At 40.2% G+C, this 22,631-nt stretch carries 19 protein-coding genes and 1 riboswitch; of the genes, 14 read left to right on the top strand and 5 right to left on the bottom strand.

What is annotated here, in order from left to right; all coding sequences use genetic code 11:
* Nucleotides 1–109 precede the first annotated feature (109 nt).
* The 4 genes from AC2117_RS11830 to uca all read left to right on the top strand — a co-directional run bounded on the left by AC2117_RS11830 (nt 110) and on the right by uca (nt 6,644).
* Entirely contained in the window at nt 110–1,273 is a 1,164-nt protein-coding gene (locus AC2117_RS11830; RefSeq protein ID WP_133974304.1) for a zinc-dependent alcohol dehydrogenase, read from the top strand.
* A gap of 228 nt (nt 1,274–1,501) precedes the next feature.
* Nucleotides 1,502–1,597: riboswitch (guanidine-I (ykkC/yxkD leader) on the top strand.
* 29 nt (nt 1,598–1,626) lie between these two features.
* On the top strand, nt 1,627–2,367 hold the full coding sequence (locus tag AC2117_RS11825) for an urea amidolyase associated protein UAAP1 (protein WP_133974302.1): 741 nt from the start codon (nt 1,627–1,629) through the stop codon (nt 2,365–2,367).
* A gap of 15 nt (nt 2,368–2,382) precedes the next feature.
* Nucleotides 2,383–3,036 carry an urea amidolyase associated protein UAAP2 gene (locus AC2117_RS11820; RefSeq protein ID WP_133974300.1) on the top strand — a complete coding sequence of 218 codons (654 nt, stop codon included), beginning with the start codon at nt 2,383–2,385 and terminating at the stop codon, nt 3,034–3,036.
* A gap of 2 nt (nt 3,037–3,038) precedes the next feature.
* Nucleotides 3,039–6,644 (top strand): urea carboxylase, encoded by a 3,606-nt coding sequence (gene uca / locus AC2117_RS11815; protein ID WP_133974298.1) that lies wholly within the window; start codon nt 3,039–3,041, stop codon nt 6,642–6,644.
* Nucleotides 6,645–6,683: 39 nt separating this feature from the next.
* Here uca and AC2117_RS11810 read toward each other — a convergent pair whose 3' ends face one another.
* Nucleotides 6,684–7,220: an NAD(P)H-dependent oxidoreductase gene (locus tag AC2117_RS11810; RefSeq protein ID WP_133974296.1), complete on the bottom strand. Its 537-nt coding sequence runs from the start codon at nt 7,218–7,220 to the stop codon at nt 6,684–6,686.
* Nucleotides 7,221–7,312: 92 nt separating this feature from the next.
* On the opposite strand from AC2117_RS11810, the gene AC2117_RS11805 reads away from it, so the two are divergent.
* From AC2117_RS11805 to AC2117_RS11785, 5 genes are all read left to right on the top strand, one after another.
* On the top strand, nt 7,313–7,666 hold the full coding sequence (locus AC2117_RS11805) for a winged helix-turn-helix transcriptional regulator (RefSeq protein WP_133974294.1): 354 nt from the start codon (nt 7,313–7,315) through the stop codon (nt 7,664–7,666).
* Between the two features lie 192 nt (nt 7,667–7,858).
* Entirely contained in the window at nt 7,859–7,984 is a 126-nt protein-coding gene (locus AC2117_RS11800) for a hypothetical protein (protein ID WP_133974292.1), read from the top strand.
* A gap of 4 nt (nt 7,985–7,988) precedes the next feature.
* Entirely contained in the window at nt 7,989–8,423 is a 435-nt protein-coding gene (locus tag AC2117_RS11795) for a CopG family ribbon-helix-helix protein (protein ID WP_032070478.1), read from the top strand.
* 12 nt (nt 8,424–8,435) lie between these two features.
* Nucleotides 8,436–10,247, top strand: coding sequence for an allophanate hydrolase (atzF, locus tag AC2117_RS11790; RefSeq protein ID WP_133974290.1), 1,812 nt, complete (start codon nt 8,436–8,438; stop codon nt 10,245–10,247).
* A complete protein-coding gene (locus AC2117_RS11785) occupies nt 10,244–11,266 on the top strand; it encodes an ABC transporter substrate-binding protein (protein WP_133974288.1) in 1,023 nt (340 codons plus the stop codon). Before atzF ends, AC2117_RS11785 begins: the two co-directional genes overlap by 4 nt.
* Before the next feature lie 51 nt (nt 11,267–11,317).
* Here AC2117_RS11785 and AC2117_RS11780 read toward each other — a convergent pair whose 3' ends face one another.
* From AC2117_RS11780 to AC2117_RS11765, 4 genes are all read right to left on the bottom strand, one after another.
* Entirely contained in the window at nt 11,318–12,199 is an 882-nt protein-coding gene (locus tag AC2117_RS11780; protein WP_001000088.1) for an ABC transporter ATP-binding protein, read from the bottom strand.
* Nucleotides 12,199–13,143, bottom strand: coding sequence for an ABC transporter permease (locus AC2117_RS11775; RefSeq protein WP_133974286.1), 945 nt, complete (start codon nt 13,141–13,143; stop codon nt 12,199–12,201). The genes AC2117_RS11780 and AC2117_RS11775 overlap by 1 nt, the downstream gene beginning before the upstream one ends.
* Before the next feature lie 102 nt (nt 13,144–13,245).
* Nucleotides 13,246–13,647: a hypothetical protein gene (locus AC2117_RS11770; RefSeq protein ID WP_133974284.1), complete on the bottom strand. Its 402-nt coding sequence runs from the start codon at nt 13,645–13,647 to the stop codon at nt 13,246–13,248.
* Complete coding sequence (locus tag AC2117_RS11765) at nt 13,640–14,980, bottom strand: MFS transporter (RefSeq protein WP_133974282.1); 1,341 nt, start codon at nt 14,978–14,980, stop codon at nt 13,640–13,642. The genes AC2117_RS11770 and AC2117_RS11765 overlap by 8 nt, the downstream gene beginning before the upstream one ends.
* A gap of 98 nt (nt 14,981–15,078) precedes the next feature.
* On the opposite strand from AC2117_RS11765, the gene AC2117_RS11760 reads away from it, so the two are divergent.
* The 5 genes from AC2117_RS11760 (at nt 15,079) to AC2117_RS11740 (ending at nt 22,535) form a co-directional block, all read left to right on the top strand.
* Nucleotides 15,079–15,975 carry a LysR family transcriptional regulator gene (locus tag AC2117_RS11760; RefSeq protein ID WP_133974280.1) on the top strand — a complete coding sequence of 299 codons (897 nt, stop codon included), beginning with the start codon at nt 15,079–15,081 and terminating at the stop codon, nt 15,973–15,975.
* Between the two features lie 103 nt (nt 15,976–16,078).
* Nucleotides 16,079–18,946, top strand: a complete 2,868-nt coding sequence (locus AC2117_RS11755) for a DUF2345 domain-containing protein (protein ID WP_133974278.1) — start codon at nt 16,079–16,081, stop codon at nt 18,944–18,946.
* A 2-nt stretch (nt 18,947–18,948) separates the two neighbouring features.
* Nucleotides 18,949–20,628 (top strand): polymorphic toxin type 15 domain-containing protein, encoded by a 1,680-nt coding sequence (locus AC2117_RS11750; RefSeq protein ID WP_133974276.1) that lies wholly within the window; start codon nt 18,949–18,951, stop codon nt 20,626–20,628.
* On the top strand, nt 20,625–21,311 hold the full coding sequence (locus AC2117_RS11745; RefSeq protein WP_133974274.1) for a GAD-like domain-containing protein: 687 nt from the start codon (nt 20,625–20,627) through the stop codon (nt 21,309–21,311). Before AC2117_RS11750 ends, AC2117_RS11745 begins: the two co-directional genes overlap by 4 nt.
* An 84-nt stretch (nt 21,312–21,395) precedes the next feature.
* Nucleotides 21,396–22,535, top strand: a complete 1,140-nt coding sequence (locus tag AC2117_RS11740) for a hypothetical protein (protein ID WP_227549198.1) — start codon at nt 21,396–21,398, stop codon at nt 22,533–22,535.
* Nucleotides 22,536–22,631: the final 96 nt, after the last annotated feature.

The raw sequence follows: 22,631 nt of genomic DNA, 5'->3' as shown, positions 1-22,631 counted from the left end.
TCCCGTTGCATTTGAACTATATGCCTTACGTGAAAAATAAGAATCGTTGCAAACGGTAAAGAAAGCCTCTTCATAATCAAATGACATCATAAAAATGAGAGGAATGAAAATGCGCGCTCTTACCTATCACGGTGCCGAAGATGTCCGAGTTGAAACGGTCGCGGACCCTATTATTCAAGAACCAGATGACATTATTTTAAGAGTAACAGCAACCGCAATATGTGGTTCTGACCTACATTTATATCGAGGAAAAATTCCAAAGACTGAACATGGAGATATCTTTGGTCATGAGTTTATGGGAGTTGTAGAGGAAGTTGGCCCCGCCGTTACCCAAGTGAAAAAGGGTGATCGTGTGATTGTTCCTTTTGTGATTGCTTGTGGCGAATGTTTCTATTGCCAACTCGACCTGACTGCTGCATGTGAAAAAACCAATACAGGGCGCGGTGCAATTATTAATAAAAAACAAATTCCACCCGGTGCAGCTTTATTTGGCTATAGCCACTTATACGGCGGTATTCCCGGTGGCCAAGCAGAATATGTGCGTGTGCCAAAAGCCAATAAAGGTCCTTTTAAAGTACCAACCTCATTGTCAGATGAAAAAGTACTTTTCTTGACTGATATTTTGCCGACTGCTTGGCAGGCAGTGACCAATGCCCAAGTCAAACGTGGCTCAACCGTTGCTATTTATGGTGCTGGTCCAGTTGGGCTATTAAGTGCTGCTTGTGCCAAGATGTTAGGTGCAGAAAAAATATTTATGGTTGATCACAATCAATATCGATTGGAATATGCGGCTACCACTTATGGGGCTATTCCAGTCAATTTTGAAGAAGTAGATGCTGCTGAATATATTATTCAAAATACAGACAACTACCGTGGTGTAGATGCGGTGATTGATGCGATTGGTTTCGAGGCGAAAGGTAGCATCATTGAAACTGCGCTAACAACTCTCAAACTTGAAGGCTCAAGTGGGGCTGCTTTACGCCAATGTATTGCAGCGGTTCGCCGTGGTGGTGTGGTGAGTGTACCGGGTGTATATGCAGGACCGATTCATGGTTTCTTATTTGGCGATGCTTTTGATAAAGGCTTGACCTTTAAAATGGGGCAGACCCATGTTCATCAATATTTACCACAACTATTAGAACATATTGAGCGTGGTGAATTAACACCTGAAGCTATCATTACTCACCGCATGAAATTAGAAGATGCCGCAGAGGGATATCGTATTTTTAATAAAAGAGAAGAGGACTGCCGTAAGGTAATTCTGATCCCTTAAAATGTGTCTAGTATTTTATTCGTTCGCCCATTTGTCTTAAAAGTCCCTAATGATTTGGGGACTTTCTTATATCAGTTTTAAAGTTGCAGCTAATTTAAAAAATGCACTATTTTTTATGCAGCCATCCATTCTCTACTCTAAATTGCACCCCAATTGACCAAGTTTAGTATTACTTTTAACCAAAAACGTAATACTAAGCTGGCATGTCATTTGCATAGTTATAAACAATCAAAAGTGATCTAGGGTTCCGATACTTCATGTATGACTGGACCGAGAGTTCACGGTTCCTAGCGAACTACACGGAGGGATAAAAGCCCGGGAGGAAGTCTAAAACTATCCGACAAGGAGTAGCTATGAACACTGTAAGTTATCATAACAATCAGGCGATTTGGACCGAACTTTTACCCGGTGGACATCACTGGTCGGGCCGTATTCAAAAAGGAACAATTCTTAGATTTAAATCACTTGGCGCTCATGCAAACGTGTCCGTATTTTGTGTAAATGCTGCCGATGTGCTGGAACGTTTTAACATGCCCGACACTTTAAAAGGGCAACACACCGCCTATTTAAAAGCTTCCAATGTGCTGTATTCAGACCTTGGCCGTGTCATGGCTTCAATTGTTCATGACGATCATGGTTGGAACGATGCACTTTGTGGCCCAAGCCGACCAGAACAGATTCAAAAGCAATTTGGTACTTGTACATTTCAAGATGCCCGCAATGATATGTACCAAAACGGCTTAGATAGTTTACTCATTGAAATGTGTAAATACGGACTTGCCAGCCAAGACCTTAGTGCCGCGGTTAACCTGTTTTCTAAAGTTGCGGCAGATGAAAGCGGTGCTTTGTCTTATGTAAATTCAGATAACACCGATCAAACCATTGAGCTGCGTTTTGAAATGGACTGCCTGTTATTTTTATCTGCCGCGCCGCATGGTTTAGACACCAGCCAAACCTATCAACCTGCCGATATTCAACTCAGTTTATTTAAAGCCAATTCTCTAACAGACAGCGATATTTGTCGTGATGCGTGTTCGCAAAATCAGCGTGCGTTTCAAAACACAGCCCGCTACTACGCGCTTAGCAATATTTAAATCAGGAGAAGCATCATGACAATTTTACAATCATTTGAAAAAGCAGTTTTAAATGAAGTTTGTCCTGCGGGTGAAGCGTGGATGTGTGAGGTTAAAAAAGGCCAATATTTTCGAATTATTGATCTTGAGGGAAACCAAGCGGTCGATACTTTGTTTATGAGTGCCGAAAACCCGACTGAGCGTTATAGCGCAATGGATACTTTGGCGATCAACCAACACATTTATTTAGAAAAGGGTACGAAGCTCTACAGTAACTTGGGTCGCCCAATTGCGGTTATTCATGATGATAACTGCGGTCGCCATGACACCATTGGTGGTGCTTGTTCATGTGAAAGTAATACGGTTCGCTATGCACATGAAACGTATCCCATGCATAGTTGCCGTAACAATTTTATGTATGCCTTGGCAAAACACCCAATTGCAAAAAAGCATGGATTAAATGTTCGTCATATTGGTCCAAATATTAACTTTTTTATGAATGTGCCAGTAACGCCAGACGGTCAGCTTAAATTTGATGACGGAATTTCAGCACCAGGTAAATATGTAGAAGTACGGGCAGAAATGGATTTGATCGTTTTAATTTCTAATTGTCCGCAGCTGAACAACCCATGTAATGCCTATAACCCAACCAAAATTCAACTGGTTGTCCGTGAAGCGGAAGGGGTGTAACCATGTTTAAAAAAGTTCTAATTGCTAACCGTGGTGCAATTGCCTGTCGCGTAATTCGTACCCTAAAAAAACTCGGCATCGCTTCGGTTGCAGTTTACTCCGAAGCCGATCGTGATTCTCTACATGTGACTTTGGCTGATGAAGCTTTCTTGATTGGTCCTGCGCCTGCTCATCAAAGCTATTTAAATATTGAAAAAATCCTTGAGGTTGCTAAACAGTCGGGGGCAGAAGCCATTCACCCCGGTTATGGTTTTTTGTCTGAAAATGCTGAGTTTTGTGATTTGTGTGAAAGCCAAGGCATTGCTTTTATTGGGCCAACTTCAAGCCAAATGCTCGATTTTGGTTTAAAACATACTGCACGTGAACTCGCAATTAAAAGCAACGTACCTTTACTTCCGGGTAGTTCACTACTTGCCGATGAAGCCGAGGCCTTGACCGAAGCGGCCCGTATTGGTTATCCGGTTATGCTTAAAAGTACGGCGGGTGGTGGTGGTATTGGCATGCGTCTGGTCTGGAATGAAACCGAATTAAAAGATGCTTATCAAACCGTTTCTTATTTAGCACAGGTCAATTTTAAAGATGCTGGTTTGTACCTAGAGAAATTTGTACAACATGCACGCCATATCGAAGTTCAAATATTTGGGGATGGGCAAGGGCAAGTTTTAGCCTTGGGTGAGCGTGATTGTTCAGTGCAACGCCGTAATCAGAAAGTCATTGAAGAAACACCCGCGCCTCACTTAAATGAACAGCAACGTGATTATCTTCAAAAAGTTGCTATTCAGCTGATGCAGTCGGTGAACTACCGCTCGGCAGGCACAGTTGAGTTTGTCATGGACACTGAAACCCAAGAATTTTATTTCTTAGAGGTCAACACGCGTTTACAAGTCGAACATGGCGTGACCGAGCAAGTGTTTGGTGTCGATTTAGTTGAGTGGATGGTCACTTTAGCAAGTGGCGACTGGTCAGTACCCACTGAAAAGTTAGAGCCAACAGGACATTCGATTCAGGTTCGTCTTTATGCCGAAGACCCGATTAAACAGTTCCAACCGAGTGCAGGCTTACTCACTCATGTTAAGTTTGACCCACAAGCGCGTGTTGAAACATGGGTAGAAACAGGGTCAACGGTGTCGTCTTTTTATGACCCGATGATTGCCAAAATCATTGTGACTGCTGCAACCCGAGAGCAAGCCATACAGGCAATGAGTGCTAGTCTTGCAAACACGCAAGTGGCAGGTATCGAAACCAATCTGGAATATTTACAAAATATTATTGCTTGCGATGTGTTTGCGCTTGGAACTCAAACCACTCGTTTTTTAAATACATTTGAATGGAAAACACAAAAAATTGAGGTGTTACAGGCTGGTATTCAAACCGCCATTCAAGACGTAACAGGCCGATTGGGTTATTGGGATGTTGGTGTACCACCATCAGGTGCCATCGATCCACTCAGTTTAACTGTGGCAAACCAGCTTTTAGCCAATGAACCAAATACAGCAGGGCTTGAATGCACCTTACAAGGTCCAACCTTAAAATTTCACTGCGACAGCCAAATTGTGATTGTAGGTGGTGATATGCCATCAACGCTTGATGGTGAGCTGGTGCCGATGTGGCAAACCATTAACGTTCAAAAAGGTCAGATTTTAAAATGTGGCATTATACGTTCAGGTTGCCGCAGCTATATTGGCATTAAAGGCGGTTTTGATGTTCCTGACTATTTAGGGTCACAGGCTACTTTTACTTTGGGTCAGTTTGGTGGGCACGCAGGCCGTAATCTATTAATTGGTGATATGTTACCGATTACTGAATATTCCACTCACTCGACCACGACTTTAGCTCAAGCACAAATTCCTAGCTTTACCCAAAACTGGGAAATTGCCGTGATGTATGGCCCACACGGCGCACCAGACTTTTTTACCAAACAAGATATTGATACGTTCTTTGCCAATGAGTTTGAAATTCACTATAACTCAAGCCGTACAGGCATTCGTTTAATTGGGCCAAAACCTGAGTGGGCACGTGAAGATGGGGGTGAGGCAGGCTTACATCCTTCCAATATTCACGACAACGCTTATGCGATTGGTGCGATTGATTTTACGGGCGATATGCCAATTATTTTGGGTCCCGATGGTCCGAGCTTAGGTGGCTTTGTATGTCCTGCGGTGGTGATTCATTCCGAGCTTTGGAAAATCGGGCAATTGAAAGCAGGCGATAAAGTCAAATTTGTGCCTGTAAGTTATGCGCAAGCAAAAGCACTGGACCAAAAATATCATCAAAGCTTAACCGCGGCTGATACAACGCTAATTGATTTTAATCCAGCCATTCAAGCAGAATCCGATACTCTAAAAGATGCAGTTTTGGCAACTTTGCAAGGTGAGGGCGACTTGCCAAGTATTACCTATCGACCAGCAGGAAATAGCTATTTGTTGGTGGAATATGGTGAGTTAGTACTCGACCTAAATTTACGCTTCCGTATTCATGCACTCATGCAATGGGTCAAAGATCAAAACATTCAGGGCATTATCGACTTAACACCGGGCATCCGTTCACTACAAATTCATTTTGATTCAATCCAGCTCGATCAACTTGAGCTTTTACAGAAACTTCAACAAGCAGAAGCCGAATTACCCGACATTCAAAATATGCAGGTGCCTTCACGGACTGTCTATTTACCTTTAGCTTGGGAAGATTCACAAACTCAGCTTGCCACCGAACGCTACACGCAAATTGTTCGTCCAGATGCGCCGTGGTGCCCAGATAACGTCGAGTTTATTCGTCGTATTAACGGCTTAGCTTCAAAGCAAGCGGTTAAAAATGTGGTCTATAGTGCGAACTATTTGGTGATGGGTTTAGGCGATGTGTATTTAGGCGCACCCGTTGCGACACCACTCGACCCACGCCAACGTTTAGTCACTACAAAATATAATCCAGCACGAACTTGGACACCTGAAAACGCCGTGGGTATCGGCGGTGCTTATATGTGTGTGTACGGTATGGAAGGGCCGGGTGGCTACCAGTTTGTTGGCCGTACCACTCAAATGTGGAGCCGTTACCGTAAAAATGCCGACTTCGAAGAGGGTAAGCCTTGGCTACTGCGCTTTTTTGACCAAGTTAAGTTTTATGAAGTCTCTGAAACAGAACTTCTGCAAATGCGTGAAGACTTTAAGGCGGGCCGTCTACAACTTCGCATTGAAGATGGTGTGCTCAATTTAAAAGAATACAACGAGTTTTTAAAAACACATCAAGATAGCATCCAAGCCTTTAAAGACATGCAACAAGCCAACTTTGAGGCTGAACGCCGCCGTTGGCATGAAGCCGGTTTGCAAGAATATATCTCTGAAAGCCTAGATGCTGTTGATGAAGGTGAAACCGTAGTTATTCCTGAAGGGGGCTGTGCAGTTGAGTCGCATATGCCAGGCTCAATCTGGAAAATCGAATGTGCATCGGGAGATATTGTTGAAGAAGGTGCAACTCTTGCGGTGATTGAGGCAATGAAAATTGAAATCCCGATTATTGCGCCTGAACGCATGAAAGTTGAAACCATTACCATTGAAAAAGGGCAAACTGTAAAAACGGGACAAGTGCTATTTACCTTGGCGCCTGTCGCTTAAACCAAAAGAGAGCATCCATATCGATGCTCTCTTTTTATATTATGCTTCGGTCAAATGCTTTAATACTTTATGACCATGTTCAACTGCTTTTAACTCAATTTTAGACTCTGAATTACCCGATAAAGGTGATACGTCATAAAGTAAGTAAGTGGCACTTAACTGCATTTGCGTATATTGAATTGAATATTGAACTGCTTTTAAAAAGCTATCTGCTAAGTTTTCTCGGTCATTCACCATGTCGGCTTCTTTTTGCCCGACTGTCATACTAATAATGACTTTTTTGTCTTTTAATTTATCGCCCTGAGAGCCATAAGCAAATTGATAAGTAAAAACTTCATCAAACCATAACTTCAAAATTGCCGGCATATTAAACCAGAACATTGGGTATTGCAGAATGATGGTGTCGTGGCGTAACAAGGCCTCTTGTTCAGCATTCACATCAATTTGATAGTCCGGATAAAGCTGGAAAATATCTCGTACTTCGAGGTCTGGATAGGTTTTTATAAGTTCATTCACAATCGTTTTATTTGCAATCGATTGAGCGTAGTAGGGATGGGCCAAAATAAGTAAAGCCATAATAATGCCTTGTAGCTATAAAAATCATAGTAACTATAATTTTTATAGTATGGGTGTACAATAACTATCAAAGTTGATAGGTGGCGTTAAAAATGGCAAATACTGAAAATAAATGTGAAATCAGCATGAATGGAAAAACTTATCCATGTCATATCAGTATGGCTATGGACTTGGTGGGTGGAAAATGGAAATGCGTGATTTTGTATTATCTAAAAGATGGACCGAAACGCTTTAATGAAATCAAGCAACTCATTCCTACAATTACTGAAATGACATTAAGTCTTCAACTTAAACAATTAGAGCAAAGTGGCTTAATCTCTAGAACTATATATGGTGAAAAAGCACCGATTAAAGTTGTCTATGAAATGACCGAATTGGGCCAGACTTTTAAGCCTGTTTTAGAGTCTTTATCGGTATGGGCGCATACGATGATCAATCCGAAATAATATTAAAAAATCAGTTTCTAAAAACGTAAATATTAGCCCCATCCTTGTGCATGGGGCTTTTTTTTGCCCAAAAATCACTCATAAATACCCATCCAATCCATCAAAAACCGCGCTTAAAAACTGGCACATTTTCTGCATCTCTTATCAGTAATACAAAAACTGAATTTGGTAATACCAAGCTAGAGGTGCGATATGAACGATGTAAAACCCGTGGCTCAACCAAAGCAAAATTTAAAAGCCTTTTTAGTCGAATTGCTCAGCGTTCGTGCAGGCGTATATATCAAACAAAACAATTATCCGACTAAAACAAAAGGATAAGACTGTGGCAAAACAAAAGTTAGCTCGAATCAGTATTACCGTACCTGAAACGACACTCAACGCACTCGATCAGAAAATTGTCGAGCAGAACTACGAAAGTCGTTCGCAAGCCATTGTTGACATGATTAATAAACACCTGATTGCGGAGCAGGCACAGGCCAATGAAGTTATGGTGGGCACATTGACGCTGCTTTATGACGCTAGCCAAATGACCTTGCGCAATCAATTGGTTGATTTACAACAGCAGTTTTTAACACAAGTAATTAGTTCACTTCATATCCAGCTCGACCAACAAAAGATATTGCAAGTCATGTTAATGCAGGGGGCGAGTTCTGAACTCAGACAAATTAGCCAGCAATTTATTGTGCTTAAAGGGGTGATCAAAGGGCATTTAGAACTGATGGATGCCGTGATGCCGCCTATACAGCAAAATGACTAAATGAGGAGTAGCGTGTTGAAAAATTTATGGACAATCCAAGACTGGAAAACAGCATATGAAAACGGGCAAATCCATCTTAAAGATCTGATTACCTATGTTGCAGAAATTAAAAATGATGACCATGCATGGATTGAAGTTGCATCGAATGAGCAGATCCAATCGCAAATTGATGTTTTAAAAGACCAGAATATTGCTGACCTACCTCTATACGGTGTGCCATTTGCAGTTAAAGACAACATTGATGTCGCTGGCTTTCACACGACTGCTGCCTGTAAAGAGGTTCAATATTTAGCGACACAAGATGCTGCTGTAGTTGCCAAGTTGAAAAAAGCAGGGGCGATTGTGGTGGGCAAAACCAACTTAGATCAGTTTGCGACTGGACTGGTCGGGGTTCGTTCTCCCTATGGTGCAGTAAAAAATAGTTTTAACCCTGAATATATCAGCGGTGGGTCAAGCTCAGGTTCATCCGTGGTAGTTGCCAACGGTATTGTGCCTTTTAGTTTGGGGACAGACACGGCGGGGTCAGGACGCGTTCCTGCGGGCCATAATAATATTGTAGGCCTGAAGCCCACGAAGGGCTGGTTTTCTACTACAGGTTTAATTCCTGCTTGTCGGACCATTGATGTCATTTCTATTTTTGCACTGCATATCGATGACGCTTGGACAGTTGCCAGTCTAATGCAGGGCTATGATGAAACAGATGAATATTCAAGAGCACATCCAGCCAATGTACCAACTCAGTTTTCTAAACGAAAAATTGCCATTCCTGCCCAGCTTGAGTTTTATGGTGATCTTGAATCTGAAAAAGCCTTTTTAGTTGCAATTGAACGTGTAAAAAAACTAGGTTATGAAGTTGAGAGTATTGATTTCAGCGCATTTAATGAGCTTGCTGCTGCACTTTATAATGATGCATGGGTAGCAGAAAGAACAGTCGCCGTTGAACGCATGACAACACGTGACAAAGCCCATCCGGTTATTGCCCAGATTATTGCGCAGGCAGATCGCTTCAAAGCAACAGATGTACTGCAAGCGGAATATAACCGTGCAGTACTGGCCCGAAAAATTAATTTGGCACTTCAGCCTTTTGATGCATTGATGGTTCCAACCGCACCAACCATTTACACCATTGCCGAAGTTGAAGCCGACCCGCTAACTAAAAACGCGCACATGGGGGCCTATACCAACTTTGTAAATTTTGCCGATCTTTCTGCACTGGCCTTACCAAATGTACTGCGTAAAGACGGTTTACCAAGTGGCGTAACTTTTATTGCACCTGCTTGGCACGATCAGGCACTGACCAATTTTGCCCAGCTCTGGCAAACCGAAACATTGCTGAGTTTAGGTAAATCAACTCAACATTATCAAAAAAGTATAAACATCCAATCGAGTCATTCAGTGCAGCTTGCTGTCGTCGGAGCGCACTTAACAGGCATGCCACTTAATTTTCAGCTGACTAGTCGCCATGCTACTTTGCTCAAGAAAACCCAGACAGCAGAAGCCTATAAACTCTTTGCCCTAAAAAATACCAAACCACCAAAACCGGGGCTGCAATGCGATGCGACAGGTACGTCAATTGAAGTTGAAGTGTGGGATGTTCCTTTTGCAAATTTCGGAGCCATTGTGGCTGAAGTGCCTGCACCACTTGGTATTGGCAACCTTAAATTAAAAGATGGAACATGGGTCAAAGGTTTTATCTGCGAAGCTTATGCCATTCATGATGCAACCGATATTAGCCATTTTGGAGGCTGGCGAGCCTATATACAGTCACTCAATCAAACCGCTCAAAGTGTTGTTAGTAAAAATGTTGGGGAAGTTTCTATATGATTAAAAAAGCGTTTTTATCCGTATCTATTTTATCGGCAGTTGTATTGGGTGGGTGTGACAATACGGCTAAAGTCCCTGAGGCTAAACAAGACGCTCAGGCAGCCACAAATACAAAACCGATTACCATTGGCTATAGCGATTGGCCGGGCTGGGTGGCTTGGCAGGTGGCTATTGAAAAAGGTTGGTTAAAAGAAGCCGGCTTAAATGTAGAGTTTAAGTGGTTTGATTATTCGGCTTCACTTTCGGCTTTTTCAGCAAATCAGCTTGATGCCGTTTTGGTCACCAATGGCGATAACTTGGTAACAGCTTCGGGCGGCACTCAAGGCATGATGATCATGGCAACAGATTATTCTGCGGGTAATGATGTCATTATTGCAAAAGAGGGAATTAATACCATTCAAGACTTAAAAGGAAAATCAATCGGCGTTGAAAAAGGCTTGGTTGATCATCTTTTACTAGCAACAGCTTTAACCGACCATAACATTAAAGCCAATGACGTGAAGCTGGTAAACTCAGCAACCAACCAATTACCTCAAGTGTTCAATAGCCCAGATATTTCTGCGATTGCTGTTTGGCAACCTGTTGCAGGTCAAGCATTAAAAGCCGTAGCGGGTTCTAAAATTATCTATACCTCTAAAGACAAGCCGGGTTTAATTTATGACACTCTGACCGTCAACATGAGTCATTTAACTGCTCATCAAGAAGAATGGAAAAAAATCATTCAGGTGTGGGACAAAACAGTTAAATATATTAATGACCCTGCAACCCATGCCGATGCAGTTAAAATCATGGCAAACCGTTCAGGGGTTGACCCGAAACAATATGAGTTGATGGTTAGCGGGACGCATCTATTAGATATCAATGCCAATAAAAAGGTATTTGCTAAATCAGATGGTTTTGACTCGATTTATGGTTCGACTTATCACGTAAATAAATTTAATGTTGAAAATGGTATTTATAAAACTGAGCAAAATGTAGATGGGCTGATTTATCCGACACTCATAGAACAACTCAAATAAGCCCAATCAATAAAAAAGCCCAAGTTCAGCTTGGGCTTTTTAATGTCTTTCTTATTTTTCTGTACTGACTTGAGTCATACGCGGAATTTTTGGTAAATCTTGCAAAGCTGGGTCAAGCTCGTCCTCTTCGGCGTGTACCAGATAATCTACCCGTGAGCGGAGCTGTTTAAACTCAGGGGTACTCATTAAGTCCAGTGAACGTGGGCGCGGTAAATTCACTTCAATAATTTCCTTAATTTCGCCTGGGTTGGCTTTGAGTGCCACAATTCGGTCTGCAAGTAAAATAGCTTCATCCATGTCATGGGTGACAAAAATAATGGTGATATCAATGTTTTGCCATAAATCCATTAAGTGTTTTTGCATTTTTTGGCGAGTGTGAGGGTCGAGCGCACCAAAAGGTTCATCCATCAGTAAAATTTTAGGTTGATTGACCAAGGCTCTCGCAATTGCAACGCGCTGTTTCATGCCACCAGAAAGTTGATGTGGATACTGATTTTCATATTTTTCTAAACCAATAATATTGATCCATTCACGGGCTTGCGCCTCTGCTGTCATTTGACTGGCTCCTCGCATTTGCGGACCAAACATCACATTTTCTTTTACGGTTTTCCAAGGGAAAAGGGTATAGCCCTGAAACACCATACCGCGTTCAGGACATGGGCCTGTAATGCATTCGCCGTCTACTAAAACTTCTCCACTATGATATGGGTCTAAACCTGCAATGACACGGCTCAGGGTCGATTTACCACAGCCGGAAGGGCCAATCACACAAATAAATTCTCTTTTATGAATTTTTAAATCGAGCTTATTTAAAACAGTGCGTTCGCTTTGTCCATGCTTAAAGACTTGGCTCAGTTGTTTAGCTTCTAAAATAACAGGACGTTCATAAATTTTTTGAAAGTATTCATGCGCGTTAAATGTTGAATCATTCATTATTTTGCTCCTACTTTCCAAGTGAACATCCGCTCACCTAACTTCATTAATATCCAATCACAGACCAGACCAATCACCCCAATAATCAGAATGGCCGCATAGACATTGTCAAAGTTTTGATAGCGTGCTTGTTGGGTAATAAACCATGTAATACCCGAAGTCGTACCAATCAACTCTGAAACAATTAAATAGGTCCATGCCCAGCCCAATAACACACGTAAGTCACGGTAAATATCGGGTAAGGCAGCGGGGATCACTACATGGAATAAACTCTTCAGCTTATTGGTGCCAAGCGTATAGCCAGCTTCAATTAAGCTTCGATCAACCATTCGGGTGGTATTGGCAATAATGAGAATTTGCTGAAAAAGTGTACCAATCACAATAATTGCGATTTTAGGTGCGTCATTAATTCCTAAAATTGCCACGGCAAGTGCGCCAAAAGCCGGTGCAGGCAAGTAACGGAAAAACTCGACAAAAGGCTCTGTTAACAGCGATATGCGCTTAGAAAAACCACACAAAATACCGAGTGGAATCCCCATAAGCGAAGAGATAAAAAAAGCTGAAAATACCAGTTTAATACTGTGCCATAAACTTTGATGAAACCACGGCGAATCGGGTTGCTCTGGTGGTGTGGTAAAGGCGGTGACCAAAGCCTGAGCGACTTCATGAGGAGCGGGTAAATAAATCGGATTGACTAAAATACCTTGTGGTGGTGCAGAATTTCGATTGACTGCATTTTGTGCTTCGAGATAGAACACATTTTTATCAATGCGACTTCCCACTTGTAAGTAAGAAACACTTCCCGAACTCGTGATTTGTACTTGAGGATGCCAAACAAAAGGTAAGTAACTGATTGCGCACCAAAGACATATTGGAATAACGAAAGAACAAATACTGAGAATCAGCTTGTTCTTTCGCGTAAATTCCTTTGCAACATAACCCATATCGACAGCTCCCCATTTTGATCAGTATTACGATTTTCATAAAACGTAATATTGTTAAGCAAAATAAGTGCCATCTTTAAGGCGAGCGATATGACTTAGTTGTTAGTTTTGGAGTGGAACTAAAGTTTCATGTAAATAAACCCAATAACATTTTTCGCCTTCTACTTTAATGCAGGCTGTGGAAGTACGTACTGTCTCGGTCTCATCAGTTTGCTGATGCTCCTGATATTGGACCCAACAATAATTTTCAAATTCGTATAAAGCTGTGCTTTTAAGAATAGTGATTTTTAAAGAGGGTTTTTTCCCGATATTTTGGCTAAATAAACTATTCACTTCGGCTAAACCAATGCAGTGGCCTTGAACCGTGACCATCTTAAAATTTTGATCAAAACTATCTAAAAGCGGGCTAAGACTCTGTTCTGCATTTTGGCCTGTAAATACATTTTCGATCAAAACGTGTAGGTCAATTACGCTTTGAATGGCTTGATTCATTTGTTTAGACATAGGCTTTTTCCTTTAAAATGGGAATGAGTGAAAGTAAGCAGAGGACTGCTGCAATTAAAAAAGTATGTTGATAGCGAAGCAGATCACTTGAGCCAGACATCAAGTTATATATTGAAATGAGAACAACCGTACCGATGCTAAATGAAACTTGTCGATTGATGTTCCAGAGTACACTGCCTTGTAATAAATTTTGGTCATTGAAATCAATTAACGAACTAATTTGGGCAATATTGGCGCTTAAGCCGCCTCCCATGCCCATCAATAAATAGGCGAGTACTAAAAAGCTGATGGGGCTAGTGTTTGAAATAAAAAATAAGAAAAAGATACCAAGGCTATGAAGGGCTATTCCAATAATAAGTAGATATTTCTTTCCTAACCGTTGATAGAGCAGGCCACCGCTTATCATTGCCACCAGCGCACCTGCTGCATAGAGCAACATGAATGAACCAGTTTGTTTTGCATTAAAGCCAAGGTTAACCTGTAAATTAAAAATATTGAGTAAATTAACACCTGTAAAAATACCGGGAACAGCGTAATAAATAATAAATGCATTGCGTAAATTTTTATTTTTTAATAACTCAAGATTAAGAACAGGATGATCGATTTTTTTAGAATATTGAATGTAAAAAATAAGCATTCCCACCGAAATTAGAAAACTGCTTATAGCGAGTCCAACATTGTGGTAATCACTATAGAATGAAAATGAGAGTAATAGACATAACAGGCTTATATTAAAAATAACCAAGCCTTTTATGTCTGGTCTTTCACTAGACACATTCTCTGTTTTTTTAACCCATAGCCACGCTAGAAATGAGGCAAGTAAAGAAAAAGGAAGGTTAGATAAGAATACCCATCGCCAATTCAATGAATCAATAATCACACCACCAAGGGCGGGTGAAAAAGCTGGAGCAATTAAGGCAATTGCCATAATCATTGTAGAAATGCGTTGGCGTTCTTGATTGGGAAATAAGGCATATACCAATGCTTGGCCGACTGGAATTAATAAACCTCCAGCGATACCTTGAATAAAACGCCAAAAGATTAAGCTATAAATCGATTCACTAAAGCCAATAAAGCAAATGCTTATCGAAAATAACAGCATCGAATAACATAATAACTTTTGGTTTCCTAACTTGGTGGCTAACCATAAACTCATGGGCATGATTAAAATCAAGCCGAGAATATAGGCATTTGTTACCCAAGCGACCATGGATTGGCTGACTGAAAATGATGATGCAATATTAGGTAAAGCAATTGCTGACATAAAAATGTTAATGCAATCAATAAAGAACCCAAGTAAAAACACCGTTGCTATTTTATATCGATAAGACATACCTACCTCCGAGCAGGCAGGGTAAGATTTGGCTCTTTTATTGTCGATGCAGCCGAAGTAAAATCATTGTTTAATAATTTCAAACAATCGGCTGAATTGTGCAAAAAAGTCTCAAGCAAATTACTAGTTTTTTACAAGTTGTCGATTCCGGATCTTTTACGAAGGCTGCCGAAATTTTGGGGCTGAGCCGCTCAATGGTCAGTATTGATATAAAACAATTAGAAAAGCAGTTAAATACAAGTCTCTTAATTCGGAATACCCGTAATATTGCATTAACTGAAATAGGCCAGCATTTTTATCAAGATTTTAAACAAATCCAGCTTCAGATTGATGAGGCTTTTGAGCGAAGCCAGCATTTAGGCACAAGTATTACAGGCACTTTACGTTTTTCATCAACCAATGAATTTGGTCAACGTTTTATTCTGCCTTTACTTCCTGAATTTTGTCGGCTTTATCCACATTTACGCTTACAGTATTCATTTAATTCTTCCCTTGATGATTTAGTCACTGAAAAGTTAGATCTTGTTATACGGCTAGGAAATTTAAAAAACTCATCTCTAAAAACTCGAAAAATCGGAGAATATCCAATTTATCTTGTGGCTACTCCGCAGTTTATAAAAGACCATTCTGTAGAAAATATATCCGATTTGGCAGGTGTTCCTTGGATTGGTCACACTTTATTAAATTGGCAAGATTCACAATATATTTTGCAGAATAATTTAGGGGAAAAATATTCATTACCTTTTATTCGAAGTCAGTATGAATCAAACTCGGTAACAGCAATTCATCAAATGGCGCTGTCATCATTAGGTATTGCGATTTGCCCAGCATGGTTAGTTGATGAAGATATTCAACAAAACCGCTTAATTCGGTTATTTCCTGATTTCTCATTACCGTTACAAAATATTCAATTACTTTACCCTAGTACTTCTAATTTACCGGCCAAAACTCGGGCATTTATAGATTTTTTGGTGGCCCGTCTTTCTTTTAGATAAACTAAAAAATATGTAACTTATGAACGATAAGCTATTTTATATAAATAGACAATTCTGTCTGTTTTTTATAAAATAGCGCTGATTATGACTCAGTTTTATAATAATGATGTCCAATAAAATATTTCAAATTTTAGATAGTTTAGGTTTGGTTGCACAGAATCGTGTACTTCATGTGCAATTTTCCAACCCATCATTAAACAATCAAGTCTTCTTACAACGTATTGAAGGCGAACATACGCTCAATCAGGGTAGCGTTGCTGAGCTACTGTGTCTGTCGACGAACGCACATATTGCATTAAAACAATTTATTGGCTGTCAGGTTGCCGTTGATCAGGTCACTGACATGGGCCAGTTCTTTAGAACTACAGGCATTATTACCGAAGCAAGGCAAGGCCAAAGCGACGGCTCACTCACCATTTATAATCTCACCTTGAAAGACCCAACAGCACTCTGGCATAAACGCCGTAACAGCCGCGTGTTTATGAATAAAAGCGTACGTGATATTAGCGAAATTCTGTTTAAAGAATGGCAAAGCAAAAGTCCGTTATTTGCTTCAAGCTTAACACTCGACACGGCAGGGTTAAGCAAAGACTACGATGTGCGTCCATTTGTGATGCAGTCAAACGAAAGCGATTACGATTTTTTAACCCGTTTGTGGCGTAGCGAAGGCATTAACTGGCTGGTTGATGAATCGCAGCTTTTAGTCGCTGACCCGAATGCTGCCATCCAGCCACAAGTACTGCGTTTAATTGACGATCACCAAAACTATCAGGCCCTTGAACGCCGTAGCCTACGTTACCAACGTAGCAGTGCCACGGAACAGTTCGATACCATTACCCAAGTTAAAGCTGAACGCCGCTTACAACCAACCTCGGTTCATGTGCAACGCTGGCAAGCCGACGCCTTACAACAAGAAGAAGGCAGTGGCAGCGTACAAGGCACCCAGCAGCACAGCGAACATTATGACAACGCTAGCCTAAACCTTGAAGATGCATGGCACGTCAGCCCCGCTTGGATGCAAGACTTAAAAGGCGAAGACCAAGCAACTGCCTCAGGCAATAGCCAAATTGAACAGCTTAACCAGCATATTAATGCTTACCATCACCTGAGCTCTAAACAGTTTACCGTTTCAGGAAACGTTCGTGATGCACAGGTAGGCTATTGGTTCGAACTGAATGATCACCCAGAACTTGAGCGCCACGACAGCGCCGACAAAGAGTTCTTAATCTTAAGCAAACACTACTATAACCAGAATAATTTACCGAAAGAGTTACAGCAGCAACTTGAGCGTCTGTTGCCAGAAGACAAGCTCAAAGCTGCTCAATTCGACACGCAAAACCCTGAGCAGCGCCACTTTGCTGAGCTGAATGTCGTTCGACGCAACATTAAAGCTGTGCCTGAATATCACCCGCTAGAACACCGACCAGCCGCTTACCCGCAGCGAGCTAAAGTGGTGGGACTGGAAGGTGAAAGCATTCATGTTGACCAGTGGGGACGTATTAAAGTCCGGTTTCTGTTTACTAGAGCTGACGACCATAGCCATGACGGTGGAGCAGGAAGTAACGACAATGACACCGACTCGGCTTGGGTCGATGTGCTGACCCCGTGGGCAGGTGCAGGTTATGGCGCACGCTTCTTGCCACGTGTGGGTGAGATTGTTGTCATCGACTTCTTTGACGGCAACATTGACTGCCCGTTTGTGGTCGGACGCATTCACGAAGCTGAACGTCACCCAACTCAGTTTGACCAGAAAGGCCAGCTACCTGATACCAAAAAACTCAGCGGTATTCGCTCCGAAGAAGTCGATGGTAAGGGCTTTAACCAGCTACGCTTTGATGACACGACAGGGCAGATCAGTGCCCAACTACAAAGCAGTCATGCGGCAAGCCAGCTAAACTTGGGCAACTTAAGCCATCCAAAAGACAAAGCGGAAAGTGATGGCCGTGGTGAAGGTTTTGAGCTAAGAACAGATCAGTGGGGTGCGGTAAGAGCTGGCAGTGGTTTACTCGTTAGCACCCATAAACAGGACCAAGCTCAAGGCGTACACCTAGACGCAAATGAAGCTAAACAGCAAATCGAAGGCGGTCTTAACAATGCCAAGGCTCTCAGTGAAGTTGCTAAAAATCAACAAACTGATCCATTGGAAGTGCTTGAGAACTTAAAAACCTTCATAGAGCAAATTGAAGAAAAAGATCAAGACAAAGCTGCTGCTTTTAAGCAAGCCTTGATGATATTAACCGCACCTAACAGTATTGCCATAACCAGTAATGAAGACATTCACCTCAGTGCAGATGCTCAGTTAAGTCAAACTGCTGGTGATAGCATTAACCTGACCACTCAAAAAAACCTGATTGCACACGCCCAAAATAAAATCAGCCTTTTTTCGGCTCAAGAAGGGGCGAGACTCTATGCAGGCAAAGGCAAAGTTGAGATACAAGCGCAAGGTGACGGAGCAGATTTAATTGCCCGTAAAGCGGTTCAGATTATTTCAACAGAAGACAAAATTGAAATTAGTGCTTCTAAAGAAATTGTTATCACGGCGGGTGGATCTCAACTCAAGATTAATGGCTCGGGAATTTTCCCTGTCACTGGTGGCAAGTTTGAGGTAAAAGCTGGGCAGCATTTGTTTATGGGGGGAAGTTCATCAACACAGAACTTACCAATTTTACCTGCTTTCTCGATACCTAAGAAACAGCTTGAATTTAGAAAGATATATGCGGATGGCACGCCTAGTCCAAATATTCCTTATACAATTCATTTGCCTGATGGAACCACACAAAAGGGTAAAACTGATTCGAATGGTATGGCATTTTATAATGACCAGAAAAATGGACGTGCTGTCATTGAATATGGGGAAGATCGAAACCCATTAGGTTCAGCATTAGAAATGAGGTTCGAGCAAGAAATAGATAACTTATTTAAAACTGAAATATTTGTACTCCCACTTGCAGATGATCAAGCAGAAGATTAATTATGGATATGTTACAGACATTTAGTGGTTATCAAAGACAGCTTCAGAAAAGTTTTAATCAATCTGTCAGCAGTTTACAATCCAATTTTAATCAGACAGCAACATGGATAGAGAAAGAGCTTAATGAGCTTATTGCAGAATATAGTAAGTCTTTAGACGGTGCTCAAAGTTGGGTTAAAAGTTTCATTTATGGGGAATTCAATACGGATGAGCGTCCTGTTTCTGTGATTGTCACAGAAATGCTTGCAGGTTTTGTTCCTGGGACGGTTCTTGTATTTAGTGCTCGTGATGCGGTTGCAGTCATTATGAGGATGCTGAATGACCCCAAGAAACAAGATGATGTACAGGAATGGATGTTATTAGCTATTTACTTGCTTCCATTTGTTTTAGTTGGTGTAACTGCCACGACAGGTGCTGCAACTGGTGGAGCAGGTGGGGCTGTTTTTGGTGGTGTCGGTGCAGCTCCCGGAGCTGGTGTAGGCGGTCTTATTGGAGGGACTGTTGGTAGTGAAATAGGAAACGTAGTTAAATGTGTTGGATTATTCCTTATTAAAAGAACACCTCATTTAGCGACAATAGTCTCTAAACTAAACGGTTTTATGAAAGGAAATATTATTCCAACTCTGAAAAAGATAAAGTATTCAGATTATGCTAGCTCTGTTACTAACATTATCACGTCAATACTTAATCAATTATTAGGTTTGGTAAAACGTGTTAAGTCACTGTTAAGCTATGGAGCTAAAATTAATTGGATGGGTTTAGGATGGGCTAAATCTATTTATGTAAGAATGGAGAGATTTGAAGCAGCTTTAGTTTCAATGATCCAGAAATCAGCTATAAAAATTAAACAAGGCTTTAAAGAATTTGATGAGCATTTGCAAAACTTATTAAAACAATCAGTTAAGTATGAACCTGCTTATGCTACTGTTGGTACAAAAGTGAAGCCTGTTCCTGCACCTGCTCAAACAGTTAGACCATCTTTCCCTCAAACTGCTCAGGCAAATGCTGCACATAGTGCAGGCACAGCTTCGAATGCTGCAGGAAAAACTCCTGAAAATGTACATCAGCCAAAAGTAAAAGAACCTGTTACTAAAAAAATGAAGGAAACAAAGGTAAACTGTTTCAACCCTGTAAATACTGATAGTGCAAGAAAAAATGCAGCTAAAATGATTAAAGAGGATTATCCAAAAGGCAGTAAGAATTTAACAGTTGATGAATACTTAAAAAAAGAGACCGACTGGCAATTGGCGAACCAGCAAAAAGGTCTCAATGAAATGAGCGTGGATGATTATCTTGAGGGGCGCAAAGCCTTTGATGATAACGGGAGAGGTGGCGGTGGACCGGCAGCTGAGGCGCGAGATAAATATGAAGAAACATTAATTAGAAAATATCAGAAAGAATATGAAAAACAAGGTATTGGGCCCAGAGAAGCGAAGAAACTAGCCTCTGGTAAATCCAGTCGTATTATGAATGAAATGGCAGCATTGCATAATCCAGACCAAATTGTAGGTGGGAAGAACAAAGTAGCATCAGATGCTATAGGTTTAAAAAATACTAACTCTTCAATTGGTAGCCAATGGAAAACGAGGGTTGAGGCATTAGATGATGCTGCGAAAAAGGTTCCTGTAGATGAAAGAAGTAAAACAGGTATGAATGCAAAATTGGAAAGGTGTAAAAAATGAGTGAATTTATGATGGATGAAAATTTTGAAATTTTCTATCAGGATGAGGGGTTTGGACCACCAATCTATTCAGAAACTGTTTCCGAAGAAATTATAAAAAAATATCAAGGGAAGTTACCTAATCAATTACTCGAATACTGGAAAGCCTATGGTTTTTCAGGATGGGGCAATGGACTATTCTGGTTCGTAAATCCAGAGGATTATCAAGATGTTTTGGATGCTTGGTTAGAGCATGTTGAACTCGCTCCTCACGAAGAATATTTTGTGATTGCTCGAACAGCTTTTGGTGATTTAAGTGTTTGGGGGACTATACATGGGCAATGCTTTACTATTTCGCCACTTATGAATCAAATATTTCCAAGTATGGAAATTATGGAAAAAGATGAGGGTGATTTATTAATAAGAATTTTTATGTCTTCTAAAGAAAAAAGATTTATAAATTTAAAAGACTACAAAAACAAACCTTTATTTGATCGAGCAATAAAAAAATATGGGGAATTAAATAAAAATGAAATGTTTGGTTTTGAACCCGCTTTAATTTTAGGTGGTGAAGCAAAACTTGAAAATGTTCGCAAGTTACCGATTATTTCACATTTACAATTTTTAGCTTCTCTTGATACACCACGAATGATGCTCGATATCGGAAAATTTGTGGACGAACAAGGCCTAGGTAAGGATGATTAAAGCCCATTAGGGCTTTTTTTTTCTATTTTGTATTTTCTAAAGATCTGAATGCAAAACTGGAAAAATAAGTGAAGTTATTGGAATATGAAAAAAATACCTATTACTTTTAATGCAGCATGCGCTATCTCAGATGATATGGTGTATATAGCAAGCTCACTGGATAACTTTGATGACAATCAACAGTTTAGTCGATTGTTTATGTACGATTATACTGAAGAGAATGGAGAGGGATGGTATTATCATGATGTCAATTTTATTGTAGTTGATGTATGTTTTTATAATGTTGAAAATAATAAAAAGTTAATAGCATTAAGTGATGAAGGTGAAATTGAAGAGTTTGATGGTGAAGTTAGTAATTTTAAAAATATAGATGGAGCTGGTTTAAATCAAGAATGGAGTAAAGATCGTGGTTATCTCTCCACAATAAAATTTCAAAATAATAAGTTATTTGCTTGTGGCTATGATGGTCAAGTTTATATTAACGAATTTAACTGGCTTGACTTATCAAATGGTTTAAAAACAAGTAATAATCAAATACTAGATTTTGAATCTCTTGAAAAAGAGGATGATATTTCTGTTATAGATATATGTGAAATAAGTGGTAATTATTTCTGTGTAGGTCGTATCGGAGATAATGGATTAATTGCTAATTATGATGGTAAGCGATGGAATGTATTGAAAAAAGTTACACCTGCTACATTATATTCAATTATTCCGAAAAAAGATGGAAAATTAATCGTGTGTGGAACATATGGAAATTTAATAGAAATTAATCAGGATGCTACTCTTAATCGGAAAACAAACTTAAGTATAAAAGATGATTTTTATTCTTTAGCTGAATTTAATGATATTCTTTATATAGGTTCGGCATGCGGTTTATATAAATTTTATGAAAATGAAATTACTAAAGTGAATATTCATGAGGGCATAGATAATAATCTTGTTTTTAAAGTAGATTCTACTGAAAATACATTATGGATTTTTACTAATAAACTTATAGGTAGATATGATGGAAATTCTTGGAAAATTTTTGATCATCCAGATAATAAAGAATATCAAAAAATATCTTTAACTGTGAGTGCAAATGAAAAATGTCCTAAAACTGGATATTGGTATACAGTTGCGAAACCTAATTCGAGAGCTTATTTTAAACAAGGCGATGCTTTCCCTCAATTAGTAACTGATTGGGGGGAAGTGTATTGGTCTTGGGATGGTGAGAATTAATTGAATGCCCACAAGGGCATTTTATAAAGCACAAGATTTTTCTTTATCCTATTTTGTATTTTCTAAAGATATGAATGAAAACTTGAAAATAAGTGA

This window comes from Acinetobacter calcoaceticus (assembly GCF_900520355.1).
Lineage (GTDB): Bacteria > Pseudomonadota > Gammaproteobacteria > Pseudomonadales > Moraxellaceae > Acinetobacter > Acinetobacter calcoaceticus_C.
The sequence above is the reverse complement of the archived record's forward strand: the minus strand, read 5'-3'. Positions and strand labels throughout refer to the sequence as shown.